This window comes from Citrobacter sp. RHBSTW-00881 (genome assembly GCF_013728515.1).
Classification (GTDB): domain Bacteria; phylum Pseudomonadota; class Gammaproteobacteria; order Enterobacterales; family Enterobacteriaceae; genus Citrobacter; species Citrobacter braakii.
The window spans coordinates 4,752,481-4,767,533 of sequence record NZ_CP056269.1 but is presented as its reverse complement, the minus strand read 5'-3'; the positions used below and the strand labels follow the sequence as shown (position 1 = coordinate 4,767,533).

10 protein-coding genes, 2 tRNA genes and 2 rRNA genes are annotated in these 15,053 nt (G+C 51.4%); 7 read left to right on the top strand and 7 right to left on the bottom strand.

The window, feature by feature from the left end; translation table 11 throughout:
* The 3 genes from HV311_RS22960 to rrf all read left to right on the top strand — a co-directional run bounded on the left by HV311_RS22960 (position 1) and on the right by rrf (position 3,414).
* A tRNA-Glu gene (locus HV311_RS22960) sits at positions 1-76 on the top strand.
* A gap of 220 nt (positions 77-296) precedes the next feature.
* A 23S ribosomal RNA gene (locus HV311_RS22955) occupies positions 297-3,203 on the top strand.
* A 95-nt stretch (positions 3,204-3,298) separates the two neighbouring features.
* A 5S ribosomal RNA gene (gene rrf, locus HV311_RS22950) occupies positions 3,299-3,414 on the top strand.
* 578 nt (positions 3,415-3,992) lie between these two features.
* Here the strand turns inward: rrf and HV311_RS22945 are convergent.
* The 6 genes from HV311_RS22945 to aspA form a co-directional block, all read right to left on the bottom strand.
* Positions 3,993-4,068, bottom strand: a tRNA-Phe gene (locus tag HV311_RS22945).
* Positions 4,069-4,377: 309 nt separating this feature from the next.
* Positions 4,378-4,953 (bottom strand): transcriptional regulator, encoded by a 576-nt coding sequence (locus HV311_RS22940; protein ID WP_191220514.1) that lies wholly within the window; start codon positions 4,951-4,953, stop codon positions 4,378-4,380.
* Between the two features lie 36 nt (positions 4,954-4,989).
* Complete coding sequence (locus HV311_RS22935) at positions 4,990-6,699, bottom strand: protein-disulfide reductase DsbD (protein WP_191220513.1); 1,710 nt, start codon at positions 6,697-6,699, stop codon at positions 4,990-4,992.
* Positions 6,675-7,022 (bottom strand): divalent cation tolerance protein CutA, encoded by a 348-nt coding sequence (gene cutA, locus HV311_RS22930; RefSeq protein ID WP_003025447.1) that lies wholly within the window; start codon positions 7,020-7,022, stop codon positions 6,675-6,677. The genes HV311_RS22935 and cutA overlap by 25 nt, the downstream gene beginning before the upstream one ends.
* A 131-nt stretch (positions 7,023-7,153) precedes the next feature.
* The gene (gene dcuA / locus HV311_RS22925; protein ID WP_191220512.1) at positions 7,154-8,455 is read right to left on the bottom strand and encodes an anaerobic C4-dicarboxylate transporter DcuA; all 1,302 of its coding nucleotides are present in this window, start codon (positions 8,453-8,455) and stop codon (positions 7,154-7,156) included.
* A 115-nt stretch (positions 8,456-8,570) separates the two neighbouring features.
* Positions 8,571-10,007, bottom strand: a complete 1,437-nt coding sequence (gene aspA / locus HV311_RS22920) for an aspartate ammonia-lyase (RefSeq protein ID WP_016151388.1) — start codon at positions 10,005-10,007, stop codon at positions 8,571-8,573.
* Between the two features lie 338 nt (positions 10,008-10,345).
* Here aspA and HV311_RS22915 point away from each other — a divergent pair, with 338 nt between their 5' ends.
* The gene (locus tag HV311_RS22915) at positions 10,346-10,822 is read left to right on the top strand and encodes an FxsA family protein (protein WP_016151389.1); all 477 of its coding nucleotides are present in this window, start codon (positions 10,346-10,348) and stop codon (positions 10,820-10,822) included.
* 48 nt (positions 10,823-10,870) lie between these two features.
* Here the strand turns inward: HV311_RS22915 and yjeH are convergent, their stop codons facing one another.
* Positions 10,871-12,136: an L-methionine/branched-chain amino acid transporter gene (yjeH, locus tag HV311_RS22910; protein WP_095715376.1), complete on the bottom strand. Its 1,266-nt coding sequence runs from the start codon at positions 12,134-12,136 to the stop codon at positions 10,871-10,873.
* Positions 12,137-12,411: 275 nt separating this feature from the next.
* Between yjeH and HV311_RS22905 the strand changes: the two genes are divergently transcribed.
* From HV311_RS22905 to HV311_RS22895, 3 genes are all read left to right on the top strand, one after another.
* Positions 12,412-12,705: a co-chaperone GroES gene (locus HV311_RS22905; protein WP_000027827.1), complete on the top strand. Its 294-nt coding sequence runs from the start codon at positions 12,412-12,414 to the stop codon at positions 12,703-12,705.
* Positions 12,706-12,748: 43 nt separating this feature from the next.
* Positions 12,749-14,395, top strand: a complete 1,647-nt coding sequence (groL, locus tag HV311_RS22900) for a chaperonin GroEL (protein WP_003025464.1) — start codon at positions 12,749-12,751, stop codon at positions 14,393-14,395.
* A 251-nt stretch (positions 14,396-14,646) separates the two neighbouring features.
* Positions 14,647-15,000: a DUF4156 domain-containing protein gene (locus HV311_RS22895; protein ID WP_016151391.1), complete on the top strand. Its 354-nt coding sequence runs from the start codon at positions 14,647-14,649 to the stop codon at positions 14,998-15,000.
* Positions 15,001-15,053 lie beyond the last annotated feature (53 nt).

Sequence of the window (15,053 nt, the reverse complement as noted above, 5' to 3'; positions counted from 1 at the left end):
GTCCCCTTCGTCTAGAGGCCCAGGACACCGCCCTTTCACGGCGGTAACAGGGGTTCGAATCCCCTAGGGGACGCCACTTGCTGGTATGTGTGAGTGAAAGTCGCCGACCGAAGTATCTCAAAACAGACTTTCGAGTCTCGTTTGAGATATTTGCTCTTTAAAAATCTGGATCAAGCTGAAAATTGAAACGACACACTGTTTCATTTCTCCGTAAACAAGAAATGAAAAGCGGTGTGTCCGAGTCTCTCAAATTTTCGCAACACTGAAGTGTTTTACGAAACATCTTCGGGTTGTGAGGTTAAGCGACTAAGCGTACACGGTGGATGCCCTGGCAGTCAGAGGCGATGAAGGACGTGCTAATCTGCGATAAGCGTCGGTAAGGTGATATGAACCGTTATAACCGGCGATTTCCGAATGGGGAAACCCAGTGTGATTCGTCACACTATCATTACGTGAATACATAGCGTAATGAAGCGAACCGGGGGAACTGAAACATCTAAGTACCCCGAGGAAAAGAAATCAACCGAGATTCCCCCAGTAGCGGCGAGCGAACGGGGAGCAGCCCAGAGTCTGAATCAGCATGTGTGGTAGTGGAACGGTCTGGAAAGTCCGGCGATACAGGGTGATAGCCCCGTACACAAAAGTGCATGTGTTGTGAACTCGAAGAGTAGGGCGGGACACGTGGTATCCTGTCTGAATATGGGGGGACCATCCTCCAAGGCTAAATACTCCTGACTGACCGATAGTGAACCAGTACCGTGAGGGAAAGGCGAAAAGAACCCCGGCGAGGGGAGTGAAAAAGAACCTGAAACCGTGTACGTACAAGCAGTGGGAGCCTCTTTATGGGGTGACTGCGTACCTTTTGTATAATGGGTCAGCGACTTATATTCTGTAGCAAGGTTAACCGAATAGGGGAGCCGAAGGGAAACCGAGTCTTAACTGGGCGTTAAGTTGCAGGGTATAGACCCGAAACCCGGTGATCTAGCCATGGGCAGGTTGAAGGTTGGGTAACACTAACTGGAGGACCGAACCGACTAATGTTGAAAAATTAGCGGATGACTTGTGGCTGGGGGTGAAAGGCCAATCAAACCGGGAGATAGCTGGTTCTCCCCGAAAGCTATTTAGGTAGCGCCTCGTGAACTCATCTTCGGGGGTAGAGCACTGTTTCGGCTAGGGGGTCATCCCGACTTACCAACCCGATGCAAACTGCGAATACCGAAGAATGTTATCACGGGAGACACACGGCGGGTGCTAACGTCCGTCGTGAAGAGGGAAACAACCCAGACCGCCAGCTAAGGTCCCAAAGTCATGGTTAAGTGGGAAACGATGTGGGAAGGCACAGACAGCCAGGATGTTGGCTTAGAAGCAGCCATCATTTAAAGAAAGCGTAATAGCTCACTGGTCGAGTCGGCCTGCGCGGAAGATGTAACGGGGCTAAACCATGCACCGAAGCTGCGGCAGCGACACTATGTGTTGTTGGGTAGGGGAGCGTTCTGTAAGCCGTTGAAGGTGGCCTGTGAGGGTTGCTGGAGGTATCAGAAGTGCGAATGCTGACATAAGTAACGATAATGCGGGTGAAAAACCCGCACGCCGGAAGACCAAGGGTTCCTGTCCAACGTTAATCGGGGCAGGGTGAGTCGACCCCTAAGGCGAGGCCGAAAGGCGTAGTCGATGGGAAACAGGTTAATATTCCTGTACTTGGTGTTACTGCGAGGGGGGGACGGAGAAGGCTATGTTAGCCGGGCGACGGTTGTCCCGGTTTAAGCATGTAGGCGGAGATTCCAGGTAAATCCGGAGTCTTGTTAACGCTGAGGTGTGATGACGAGGCACTACGGTGCTGAAGTAACAAATGCCCTGCTTCCAGGAAAAGCCTCTAAGCATCAGGTAACACGAAATCGTACCCCAAACCGACACAGGTGGTCAGGTAGAGAATACCAAGGCGCTTGAGAGAACTCGGGTGAAGGAACTAGGCAAAATGGTGCCGTAACTTCGGGAGAAGGCACGCTGATATGTAGGTGAAGTGATTTACTCATGGAGCTGAAATCAGTCGAAGATACCAGCTGGCTGCAACTGTTTATTAAAAACACAGCACTGTGCAAACACGAAAGTGGACGTATACGGTGTGACGCCTGCCCGGTGCCGGAAGGTTAATTGATGGGGTTATCCGTAAGGAGAAGCTCTTGATCGAAGCCCCGGTAAACGGCGGCCGTAACTATAACGGTCCTAAGGTAGCGAAATTCCTTGTCGGGTAAGTTCCGACCTGCACGAATGGCGTAATGATGGCCAGGCTGTCTCCACCCGAGACTCAGTGAAATTGAACTCGCTGTGAAGATGCAGTGTACCCGCGGCAAGACGGAAAGACCCCGTGAACCTTTACTATAGCTTGACACTGAACACTGGTCCTTGATGTGTAGGATAGGTGGGAGGCTTTGAAGTGTGGACGCCAGTCTGCATGGAGCCAACCTTGAAATACCACCCTTTAATGGCTGGTGTTCTAACGTAGACCCGTAATCCGGGTTGCGGACAGTGTCTGGTGGGTAGTTTGACTGGGGCGGTCTCCTCCTAAAGAGTAACGGAGGAGCACGAAGGTTAGCTAATCCTGGTCGGACATCAGGAGGTTAGTGCAAAGGCATAAGCTAGCTTGACTGCGAGAGTGACGGCTCGAGCAGGTGCGAAAGCAGGTCTTAGTGATCCGGTGGTTCTGAATGGAAGGGCCATCGCTCAACGGATAAAAGGTACTCCGGGGATAACAGGCTGATACCGCCCAAGAGTTCATATCGACGGCGGTGTTTGGCACCTCGATGTCGGCTCATCACATCCTGGGGCTGAAGTAGGTCCCAAGGGTATGGCTGTTCGCCATTTAAAGTGGTACGCGAGCTGGGTTTAGAACGTCGTGAGACAGTTCGGTCCCTATCTGCCGTGGGCGCTGGAGAATTGAGGGGGGCTGCTCCTAGTACGAGAGGACCGGAGTGGACGCATCACTGGTGTTCGGGTTGTCATGCCAATGGCATTGCCCGGTAGCTAAATGCGGAAGAGATAAGTGCTGAAAGCATCTAAGCACGAAACTTGCCCCGAGATGAGTTCTCCCTGACCCTTTAAGGGTCCTGAAGGAACGTTGAAGACGACGACGTTGATAGGTCGGGTGTGTAAGCGTAGCGATACGTTGAGCTAACCGATACTAATGAACCGTGAGGCTTAACCTTACAACGCCGAAGATGTTTTGGCGAAAGAGACACGATATTCAGCTTGATTACAGATTACATCGACATGCGAAAAGCGTGTTGATAAACAGAATTTGCCTGGCGGCTGTAGCGCGGTGGTCCCACCTGACCCCATGCCGAACTCAGAAGTGAAACGCCGTAGCGCCGATGGTAGTGTGGGGTCTCCCCATGCGAGAGTAGGGAACTGCCAGGCATCAAATAAAAGCAAAAGGCCCGGTCGAAAGACCGGGCCTTTTGTTTTATCTGTGGTCTGTCGGTGAGTGCTCTCCTGAGGAGGACAAATCCGCCGGGAGCGGATTTGAACGTTGCGCAGCAACGGCCCGGAGGGTGGCGGGCAGGACGCCCGCCATAAACTGCCAGGCATCAAACAAGTGAAGAAGCCCATCCTGCCGGATGGGCTTTTTTGCGTCTGCAGGGAGTGAGAACTGCCGGATGCAGCGTACCATTTTATCCAGCCCATCATGTTGTAACCGGTGTGCAGGCCTGAGAAGCGCAGCACACCAGACTCTCCCGGCAGCACATTGCATGCTATCCGTGCACGGGATTGAGTAACAGGTACTGTCGCTCAGGATCGCGGACCTCTGTACATCCCATCACGTTAAACCCCATCTTCTTATAGAACCCAGATGTCAGCTTGTTAACAGGCACGACTAATCTTACATATGGATTTTGTGAGGGGTAGAGCAGTAAAGATATTGAGAGATGATCGGTTGGAAAGTATCAGAAACTATAAAAGCAAAAACCCGCCTCTAGGACGGGTTCTTTGAATAGTGGTGCCCGGACTCGGAATCGAACCAAGGACACGGGGATTTTCAATCCCCTGCTCTACCGACTGAGCTATCCGGGCAACGGGGCGCATTAAACCGTATTCACGTCTGCCAGTCAATCAAATTTCGGGAAAAGATGTTCAACCGCTTAATATTGCGGCAATCTGTGCGATTATGCCTGAAGTTTGCACAAAACTTCCAGGCAATTTACCTATCTGACCTTCTATATGAGCAAAGGCTGACGAAAACGTTACGCGGCCTGTATTACTCCCGCACACTACCGCAAGTTGTGCACAAGCCTTTCCGACGTTTCCAGTAACTAACGGTGCAATTGCTGCGGCAGGACCCGCTGGTGTGTTGACTCATTTCGGCCTTGCGGGCATGCTTGCTTAGGTCAGCGCACCGCCCATACGGCACTGAGCAAAGCGCAGGATATCTTCAGCCAGGTGGTGTGCCGTTTCGACATCAGCATGGCTACGATTCACCAGCATGCGGCTCAGACAGCCCTCCAGCACCAGTTCCATCTGTTTGGCGACCATTGCAGGGTCGTCAACTTCCAGCGTCGTCAGCAGCTCATGGGTGAAGTCATGTGCTGCCTTTTTTTGCTGATCGGCTAACTGATGGATCGGATGCCCGGGATCGGGGTAAAACGTACAGGCGGCGATAAACAGGCAGCCTGGATAGCGATTATTGCTCACGCATTCGGACAGCGCGGTGTAGCGTGCCAGTAATTTCTGTTCAGCGCTCAGGGTGTCATCCAGCAAAAGTTGACGCCGCCAGATATCCACCCGCTGACTGAGGTAACGTAACGCATCGTACAGAATGGCCTCTTTGTCGGGCCAAAAGCGTTGTAGTTCATCAAGAGGATAATCGATACGATCGGCCACCATTTCCAGTGTGGTATTGGCTATCCCTTGAACCTCAAGTAATTTCAGGGCTTCTCCCAGGACATCTTCACGTTGCACGGTATTCTCCTCCGTATTTCCTGTTGCAAGTGTCGCTCACGGTTGGCGATCGCGCAAATGTGCGCTGAAGGTCGCGGCATCCATAAAGCCGGTTACCCGAGCCTCCGGATGCTCTTTCCCCTCGGCGTCAAAGAACAAAATAGTCGGCAAACCTAAAACCTGTAGATGTTTCAGCAGAGCGACATCCTGGGCATTATTTGCAGTCACATCCGCCTGCAAAAGCACTGTGTCGCCTAGCGCTTGCTGAACCTGCTGATTGCTAAACGTATACTTCTCAAACTCCTTGCAGGCCACGCACCAGTCAGCATACAGATCCAACATCACGGGCTTGCCTTTAGCTTGTGCCAGCGCCTGATTTAGCGCATCCACCGAAGCCACAGGCGTGAAGTTAAGGTGTGTCTGGGTTTGAGCATGCGGCACGCCGAACGTCCAGTCCTGCAATGGCCGAACGCTTACCAGCGCTGCAGCTAACAGGATAATCTGCACGATGCGCATCCAGGCGTGCTTTGCCTGCAGGCTGGTGATAAATGCCCAGCTAAAGAATGCGACGCCCAACAGCGACCACAGGCGAACGCCCCAGTCGTCGCCAATGATGCGTTCGAGTAAGAAGACGGGGAGCGCCAGAATGACAAAGCCAAAAGCGGTTTTGACATGTTCCATCCATGGGCCGCTTTTAGGTAACAGACGATTACCGAATACGGTAATTAGCATCAGAGGTAATCCCATCCCCAGCGCGTACAGATACAGCGTGCCGCCTCCCAGCCACATGTTCCCGCTCTGAGCGATATACAGCAAAATCGCGCTTAGCGGGGCTGTTGTACAAGGAGAACAGATGAGGCCGGCAATCGCCCCCATCGCAAAGACGCTACCGGGGGAACCGCCTTGTTGACGGTTACTCATCAATGTAAGGCGTGTTTGCAGCGATGAAGGGAGTTGCAGCGTGAACAAGCCAAACATCGAAAGGGCCAGCAGCGTAAAGACGACGGCAAGGCCAATCAGGACGTAAGGATGCTGTAGCGCAGCCTGGAACTGCAATCCAGCGGCGGCAACAACCAGACCCAGCGCGGTATAAGTGAGCGCCATTCCCTGGACGTAGATAAACGTCAGCAGCAGCGCGCGTCCGGTTGATAAGCGTTGTTTGCCGCCCAGCACGATACCGGAAATCAGCGGATACATCGGCAATACGCAAGGTGTAAACGCGATGCCAATTCCGATTAGCAATGCCCACAGCGCAGAGAAGGGAAGCTGGGTTGCGGGTTGTGGTCTCTCTTGCAAAGTATCGGTGGCAGGAACTGGCGCAGGTGTCGCCCTGGTATCGGCAGACACTTCACTTAATGGCACCGTTTTAGTTTCAGGCGGATAGCAAAAACCGGCGTCGGCACAGCCCTGGTATGTGACCGTTAATGTTGCGCCAGATTTAGCCTGATTGACCGTGACCGGGATAGTCAATTGTTTACGGTAAATCTCACTTTTGCCATAAAACTCATCTTCATGCCAGACGCCTGGCGGTAGTTTTACCTCGGCGATATCGGCCTGAGATGGCGTAATGCTTATCTGTTTGCGATACAGATAGTAGCCATCTTTAACCTGCCATGAGAGGTTCAGATCGTGTTGGTTTTGCTGAAAATCAAAAACAAACGCCCGATCGGCAGGAACAAACTGCGAGCGGCCAGGCGCGTCAAATAATCCGGCAAAGGTAGATGTGCTGCACAGCAGCAGGATCAGCGTAAGGATGCGTTGAGCCATGAGCGGTAATCAAAGTCTCCGTGAGTGACGGGTAAAACCAGAAGTTCAGGCGTTTGGTATGGATGATGTGACTTCAGGCAGTCGAGAAGGGCTTGCTGGTGTGTGACGGTGGTTTTTAAAATCATCTGGACTTCATATTCCTGCTCCAGTTTACCTTCCCAATAATAGAGGGAGGTCGCGCCAGGCAGCAGCGTCACGCAGGCAGCCAGTTTTTCCGCCAGCACTTTGGCGGCCAGATCCTGGGCGGTTGCTTCATCCGGGGCGGTACAGAGCACCACAACGGTATCGGGGATGGAAATATCCTGACTCTTTACATCAAGCATAAACACCTCGAAAGAACAGAGTAACCAGCTAAAGAGTGGTCACTATACAACGGACGAGGGAAGGATGTTAGTTAAAGCGGGATGATGAGGAGGAGGAACTGCAGGGCGCGAAGGCACCCTGCAGTAAAGTCTTACAGCATGAAGCTGCCCAGCAAGAAGCCGAAGCAGACAGCCAAAAGCACGCCCAGAGTACCTGGGATGAAGAACGGATGGTTAAAGACGAATTTACCGATGCGGGTTGTACCGGTGTCATCCATCTGCACCGCCGCAACCAGAGTTGGGTAGGTTGGCAGAATGAACAGGCCAGAAACAGCGGCGAAAGACGCAACAGCAGTCAGTGGGGAAACGTTCAGAGCCAGAGCCATCGGCATCAGTGCTTTAGCAGTTGCAGCCTGAGAGTACAGCAGCGCAGAAGCAAAGAAGAAGATGACAGCCAGCAACCACGGATGACCCTGAATTACGCTACCTGCAGTATCTTTGATCCAGTCAATGTTGTGAGATACGAAGGTGTCACCCAGCCATGCAACACCCAGGATACAAATACAGGCGCTCATACCCGCTTTAAAGGTGCTGGAGTTCAGGATGGAGTCAGTTTCAACGCGGCAGACGATCGTAGTCAGCGTCGCGACGCTCAGCATGATGATCAGGATTGCGTTGGTGGTGTTCATCAGCGGTTTAGCGACCAGGCCGAGGCTTGGGCTGTTGATGATGGCGTATACAACTACGCAAATCACGCCCAGCAGGAACAACCAAACGGAGGTTTTCGCGCCAGCTTTGATTTCAACTTGTCTTTCACCACGCAGTTCAACCAAACCTTCTTCCAGACGCTTACGGTAAATCGGGTCGTCAGACAGTTTGGAGTTGAACAGCATCGTTACCAGGAAGGACATCACCAGAACGGCCAGCAGAGTGGACGGAATGACCACGGACAGCAGGTGAATGTAGCTGATGCCATGACCTTCCATTACGGAAGACATGTAAACCACGGCTGCGGAGATTGGCGACGCCGTAATCGCAATCTGTGCAGAAACCACTGCGGTAGAGAGCGGACGGCAAGGTTTGATACCTTGTTCCTTCGCGACTTCAGCGATAACCGGCAGAGTTGCCAGTGAAATGTTGCCGGTACCGGCAAAGATAGTCAGGAAATAGGTCACGATTGGTGCAAGGATCGTGATGAATTTCGGGTTTTTACGCAGCAGTTTTTCAGTTTGATGAACCAGATAGTCCAGACCACCGGCAATCTGCATGGCAGAGATGGCAGCGATAACCGCCATGATAATGGAAATAACATCGAACGGAATATTACCTGGTTTTACGCCAATAGCGGCAAGAACCAGAACACCCAGCCCACCTGCAAATCCAATACCGATACCCCCAAGTCTGGCACCTAAAAAGATTGCCAGCAAAACGATGATAAGTTCTAAAACTATCATATTAGCCTTCCTTGTTGTTTAACAAGTTGATATTAAATTGTTGTTTTTAAGTAACTTCGAGTAAGAAAAAAGGCACGTCATCATGACGTGCCTTCTCCGGTACTACCCTACACGATTACTGTTCGCTTTCATCAGTATAACGTTTTGCTTTATAAGCAGGGTGCATCAGGTTCTGTGCAGAGAAGATATCGTCCAGTTCAGACTCGGTCAACAGACCGCGTTCCAGGACAACTTCACGTACGCTCTTACCGGTTTCGGCACAAATTTTACCGACGATGTCGCCGTTGTGGTGACCGATGAACGGGTTGAGGTAAGTAACGATGCCGATGGAGTTGAATACAAACGCTTCACAGACTTCTTTGTTAGCAGTGATACCACTAACGCATTTTTCCAGCAGGTTGTAGCAAGCATTGCTCAGAATGTGAATGGATTCAAACATTGCCTGGCCAATGACCGGCTCCATTACGTTCAGCTGCAGCTGACCAGCTTCAGATGCCATAGTAACGGTGATGTCGTTACCGATGACTTTAAAGCAAACCTGGTTTACGACTTCTGGAACAACTGGGTTCACTTTTGCTGGCATGATAGAAGAACCAGCCTGCAGTTCCGGCAGGTTGATCTCGTTCAGACCAGCACGTGGGCCAGAGGAGAGCAAACGCAGGTCGTTACAGATTTTGGACATCTTAACAGCCAGACGTTTCAGTGCGCCGTGAACCATAACGTATGCGCCGCAGTCAGAAGTTGCTTCAATCAGGTCTTCTGCCGGAACACAGGCGAAGCCAGTGACTTCAGCCAGTTTCTGTACTGCCAGCGGGGAGTATTCTTTCGGCGTGTTCAGACCCGTACCGATTGCAGTTGCACCGAGGTTAACTTCCAGCAGCAGCTCAGCGGTACGACTAATGTTTTTCACTTCTTCTTTCAACAGTACGCTGAAAGCATGGAATTCCTGACCGAGGGTCATCGGTACAGCATCCTGCAGCTGGGTACGGCCCATTTTCAGGATGTCCTGGAATTCAACAGCTTTTTGTTCGAAGCCTTCACGCAGCTGGTTCAGGGCATCGATCAGTTTGATGATGGATGCGTATACCGCGATACGGAAGCCAGTTGGGTAAGCGTCGTTGGTAGACTGACATTTGTTAACGTGGTCGTTCGGGTTCAGGTACTGATATTCACCTTTCTGGTGACCCATCAGTTCCAGACCGATATTGGCCAGCACTTCGTTGGTGTTCATGTTGACGGAGGTACCCGCACCACCCTGGTAAACATCTACCGGGAATTGATCCATGCATTTTCCGTTATTCAGGACTTCATCACACGCCGCGATGATGGCATTTGCCACACTCTTAGGAATGGTTTGCAGCTCTTTGTTGGCCATTGCCGCTGCCTTTTTAACCATTACCATACCGCGAACAAATTCAGGAATGTCGCTGATTTTGTTGTTGCTAATGTAGAAGTTTTCAATCGCTCTCAGAGTGTGAACACCGTAGTAGGCGTCCGCTGGAACTTCCCTGGTACCCAACAAGTCTTCTTCGATACGAATGTTGTTTAACATGTGAACCTTCTTTTTCAAGCTGCCAATGATTTGACTAAACACACAGGATATATGTGATTTCGATTGTTTCTCGACCGACGATTATCCCCTGCATCGGTCTGATACTCGAGATCATATGCTGGTTCAGGATTTCTACCGTAATCTGGATCACTTAAAGCGTGGAATTTACCCCTTATTTATTATTCTGTGAAATGGATCACCCCTTTAGGATTAATACTAAAAATAAGTGTACAAGCGACTTGAAATTTTGCTAACCACCTCAACATCTAATTGATGCGAGTCACATAATTCATCGGACAGGCGTTGAAAAAAACGACTGTTATTGACAGGAGAACCCTTTGCGCTGGATACCATTACTTGCCATTTTTCTCTATGTTTACATAGAGATATCTATTTTTATTCAGGTTGCCCATGTCCTGGGTGTCCTGATGACGCTGATTTTGGTTATTTTTACGTCGGTTATCGGTATGTCTCTGGTTCGTAACCAGGGATTTAAAAACTTTTTACTGATGCAACAAAAAATGGCGGCTGGTGAAAGTCCTGCTGCAGAAATGATCAAGAGCGTGTCGCTGATCATTGCTGGTTTGCTGTTGGTACTGCCCGGTTTTTTCACCGATTTCCTCGGTCTTCTTCTTTTATTACCCCCGGTGCAAAAACATCTGACGATGAAACTGCTGCCGCATTTGCGTTTTTCGCGTATGCCGGGCGGTGGTTTCAGCGCCGGAACCGGTGGCGGTGAGACCTTTGATGGCGAATTTCAGCGCAAAGACGACGATCGCAACCGTATTGATCATAAAGACGATCCTCGGGATTAAGCATCAGTATGCGGGCCGGATAAGCGTGAGCACCATCCGGCAAAATGCTTATCTGCCGGATGACGGCGTCAACGTCGCCTTATCCGGCCTGCGGGGTAAAAACAGCCACAGCCCTGCCAGCATAATCAGCGCATACAGGCTCTTCCAGCCAACCATTGCCAACAGCAGCAGACACAGTAGACCGCCAATGACCGCCAGCATGCGATAATGCCCTTTCAGTAATCGACATCCCGCCAGCATGCACAGCAAATAAATCATAATAAAGATGCCGTTAGCATAGACGATTAACGCATCGAGATTGATTTTCAGCATATAGATGCACAACGTACTGATCACGCAGCAGCCCAATACGGCGTTTAGCGCATTGCGCGGAAGGTGACGGGGAGACAGACGCGCCAGATGGCTCTCCGGCTTATATTGCGCTTGCGACCAGACCAGCCGGGCGAAGCTTTGAATATAAATGTTGAGACTGGCAAAACAGGCCAGATAACCAATGATGCAGGCGACCCACAGTGCCTGTACGCCAAATAACTGCACGACGATCTCTGGCAGTGAGGCCGCCGCCGCCATTTGCTCACCGTAGGCGCCAAAATGAAGCACGACGACGGTGCATGCCCAATAAACAGAGCCCGCAAGCAGCAGGCCGATCATCAGCGCGCGCGGGAAATCCCGCTCCGGGTTTTTGAATTCAGATGCCAGATGGGCAAACGCTTCAAGGCCAACAAAACACCAGAACATCACCGACAGCGCGGCGAACAGTCCGGGGAGCTCAATCTCGGTTATCGCAGGGAAGGGGATTTCGCCAGGTTTCACATCGCCCGCCCACCAGATGGCGACAATGAGGGCAACAATCAATCCGGCAATGACCGTTTGCAGATTAGCGCTAGAGCTGGCACCGTGGGAGCCGATATACCAAACCAATGCCAGCGTACCGAGCTCTGCCAACAGAAGCTGTTCGTCATGCCAGCCAAACATCGCCTGACCAAATCCGGCGGCAATATGTAATGCCGCAGGCAAGCCGACGGGAATCACCGACAAAAATAGCCATCCGGTGACGCGCTCCAGGCGTGAGCCAAAGGCCATACCAACAAAATGCGCCACGCCACCCGCGCTGGGAAAATGACGGCCCAGTACGGCAAAGACAATCGCCACGGGAAAGACTAAAACAATCAGCACCGGCCAGGCCCACAGGCTGTTGTTGCCAGCCACCAGCGCGGCTAGCGCAGGGACGGCGAAAACGCCTGTACCTAGCAATGATGTCGACAACAGGCCAATGCCCTGAGCCAGTCCCAGCTCTTGTTTCAGTCCGCTCATAAGTTGTTATCCGGTTATGCCCATTGACCGGGCTACAGCGCAGATTTTTGATGGTATCACAATCGTATTTGCTTATGACGACGTGACTGAAATCGTTATAAAATGTGATGCGCGTCGGCGTTTTGACGGAATTTTCTGCTGATATAAATTTTTTTTCGCTTGCCCCCTTGAAGGTACAAAGCCCCATCCCCATTTCTCTGGTCACTAGCCGGGAAACCGTTCACGGGCCGGCGTCACCCATAACTGATAAAGACTTTCTCAAAGGAGAGCTATCAATGAGTATTCGTCCGTTACATGATCGTGTGATCGTCAAACGTAAAGAAGTTGAATCTAAATCTGCTGGCGGCATCGTACTGACCGGTTCTGCAGCAGGTAAATCAACTCGTGGCGAAATCATCGCTGTCGGTAAGGGCCGCATCCTGGACAACGGTACCGTACAGCCGCTGGACGTTAAAGTCGGCGATATCGTTATTTTCAACGATGGCTACGGTGTTAAATCTGAGAAGATCGACAATGAAGAAGTGTTGATCATGTCTGAAAGTGACATCCTGGCAATTGTTGAAGCTTAATCCGCGAACGACACTGAACATACGAATTTAAGGGAAAGAGAAAATGGCAGCTAAAGACGTAAAATTCGGTAACGACGCTCGTGTGAAAATGCTGCGCGGCGTAAACGTACTGGCAGATGCAGTGAAAGTTACCCTCGGTCCAAAAGGCCGTAACGTAGTTCTGGATAAATCTTTCGGTGCACCGACCATCACTAAAGATGGTGTTTCCGTAGCCCGTGAAATCGAACTGGAAGACAAGTTCGAAAACATGGGGGCGCAGATGGTGAAAGAAGTTGCCTCTAAAGCGAACGACGCTGCAGGCGACGGTACCACCACCGCAACCGTACTGGCGCAGTCCATCATCACTGAAGGTCTGAAAGCCGTTGCTGCGGGCATGAACCCGATGGATCTGAAACGTGGTATCGACAAAGCTGTCGCTGCTGCCGTTGAAGAACTGAAAGCACTGTCCGTACCGTGCTCTGACTCTAAAGCTATTGCTCAGGTTGGTACTATCTCCGCTAACTCCGACGAAACCGTAGGTAAACTGATCGCTGAAGCGATGGACAAAGTCGGTAAAGAAGGCGTGATCACCGTTGAAGACGGTACCGGTCTGCAGGACGAACTGGACGTGGTTGAAGGTATGCAGTTCGACCGTGGTTACCTGTCTCCTTACTTCATCAACAAGCCGGAAACTGGCGCAGTAGAACTGGAAAGCCCGTTCATCCTGCTGGCTGACAAGAAAATCTCCAACATCCGCGAAATGCTGCCGGTGCTGGAAGCAGTAGCAAAAGCCGGTAAACCACTGCTGATCATCGCTGAAGATGTTGAAGGCGAAGCGCTGGCAACTCTGGTTGTTAACACCATGCGCGGTATCGTGAAAGTCGCGGCGGTTAAAGCGCCTGGCTTCGGCGACCGTCGTAAAGCGATGCTGCAGGATATCGCTACCCTGACCGGTGGTACCGTTATCTCTGAAGAGATCGGTATGGAGCTGGAAAAAGCAACTCTGGAAGATCTGGGTCAGGCGAAACGCGTTGTTATCAACAAAGACACCACCACCATCATTGATGGCGTGGGTGACGAAGCTGCAATCCAGGGTCGCGTGACTCAGATTCGTCAGCAGATCGAAGAAGCAACTTCCGACTACGACCGTGAAAAACTGCAGGAGCGCGTAGCGAAACTGGCAGGCGGTGTTGCGGTTATCAAAGTTGGTGCTGCGACTGAAGTTGAAATGAAAGAGAAGAAAGCCCGCGTTGAAGATGCCCTGCACGCGACTCGTGCTGCGGTAGAAGAAGGCGTGGTTGCTGGTGGTGGTGTTGCGCTGATTCGCGTAGCGTCTAAAATTGCCGGTCTGAAAGGTCAGAACGAAGACCAGAACGTAGGTATCAAAGTTGCGCTGCGCGCAATGGAATCTCCGCTGCGTCAAATCGTACTGAACTGCGGCGAAGAGCCGTCTGTAGTGGCTAACACCGTGAAAGCGGGTGACGGTAACTACGGTTACAACGCTGCAACTGAAGAATACGGTAACATGATCGACATGGGTATCCTGGATCCAACCAAAGTAACGCGTTCAGCTCTGCAGTACGCGGCTTCTGTTGCGGGTCTGATGATCACCACCGAGTGCATGGTTACTGACCTGCCGAAAGGCGATGCGCCTGACTTAGGTGCTGCTGGTGGTATGGGCGGCATGGGTGGAATGGGCGGCATGATGTAATTTAATCTTCATACTTCAAGCCGCAGGTTCATTGGCTGCGTTCGTTTACCCCAGTCACTTACTCATGTAAGCACTGGGGGATTCATGAACTGCCGCCTGCCTGCAACTTGAATTATTTGATTAAATACGTATCTCGCGAAAAATGAGAAACCCTCGGGCAGAAATGTCCGGGGGTTTTTCTTTTGGTCATCTTTTTAGTATATGATTCAGCTACGGACATAACGTCCAGCTCATTGATTATGGGGAATGACATGCACGTGAAATATTTAGCAGGGATCGTTGGTGCCGCGCTACTGATGGCGGGTTGTAGCTCCAGCAACGAACTGAGTTCAGCCGGGCAAAGCGTACGCTTCGTCGAAGAGAAGCCTGGCGCAGAGTGTCAACTGATTGGCACTGCAACCGGTACGCAAAGCAACTGGCTTTCTGGCCAGCACGGCGAAGAGGGTGGCTCTATGCGTGGCGCAGCAAACGATCTGCGTAACCAGGCTGCGGCAATGGGTGGTAACGTGATTTATGGCGTCAGCAGCCCATCACAGGGAATGCTGTCCAGCTTTGTTCCTACTGCCAGTGAAATGACTGGGCAGGTTTATAAGTGCCCAAATTGATAAATGCTGTTGATGCCTGATGGAGACGCTACAACGTCTTATCAGGCCTACGA

Coding starts and splice junctions, on each gene's coding strand:
- HV311_RS22935 (WP_191220513.1), bottom strand. CDS start 6,699: ATGGCTCAACGCATCCTTACGCTGATCCTGCTGCTGTGCAGCACATCT.
- cutA (WP_003025447.1), bottom strand. CDS start 7,022: ATGCTTGATGTAAAGAGTCAGGATATTTCCATCCCCGATACCGTTGTG.
- dcuA (WP_191220512.1), bottom strand. CDS start 8,455: ATGATAGTTTTAGAACTTATCATCGTTTTGCTGGCAATCTTTTTAGGT.
- aspA (WP_016151388.1), bottom strand. CDS start 10,007: ATGTTAAACAACATTCGTATCGAAGAAGACTTGTTGGGTACCAGGGAA.
- yjeH (WP_095715376.1), bottom strand. CDS start 12,136: ATGAGCGGACTGAAACAAGAGCTGGGACTGGCTCAGGGCATTGGCCTG.
- HV311_RS22905 (WP_000027827.1), top strand. CDS start 12,412: ATGAGTATTCGTCCGTTACATGATCGTGTGATCGTCAAACGTAAAGAA.
- groL (WP_003025464.1), top strand. CDS start 12,749: ATGGCAGCTAAAGACGTAAAATTCGGTAACGACGCTCGTGTGAAAATG.
- HV311_RS22895 (WP_016151391.1), top strand. CDS start 14,647: ATGCACGTGAAATATTTAGCAGGGATCGTTGGTGCCGCGCTACTGATG.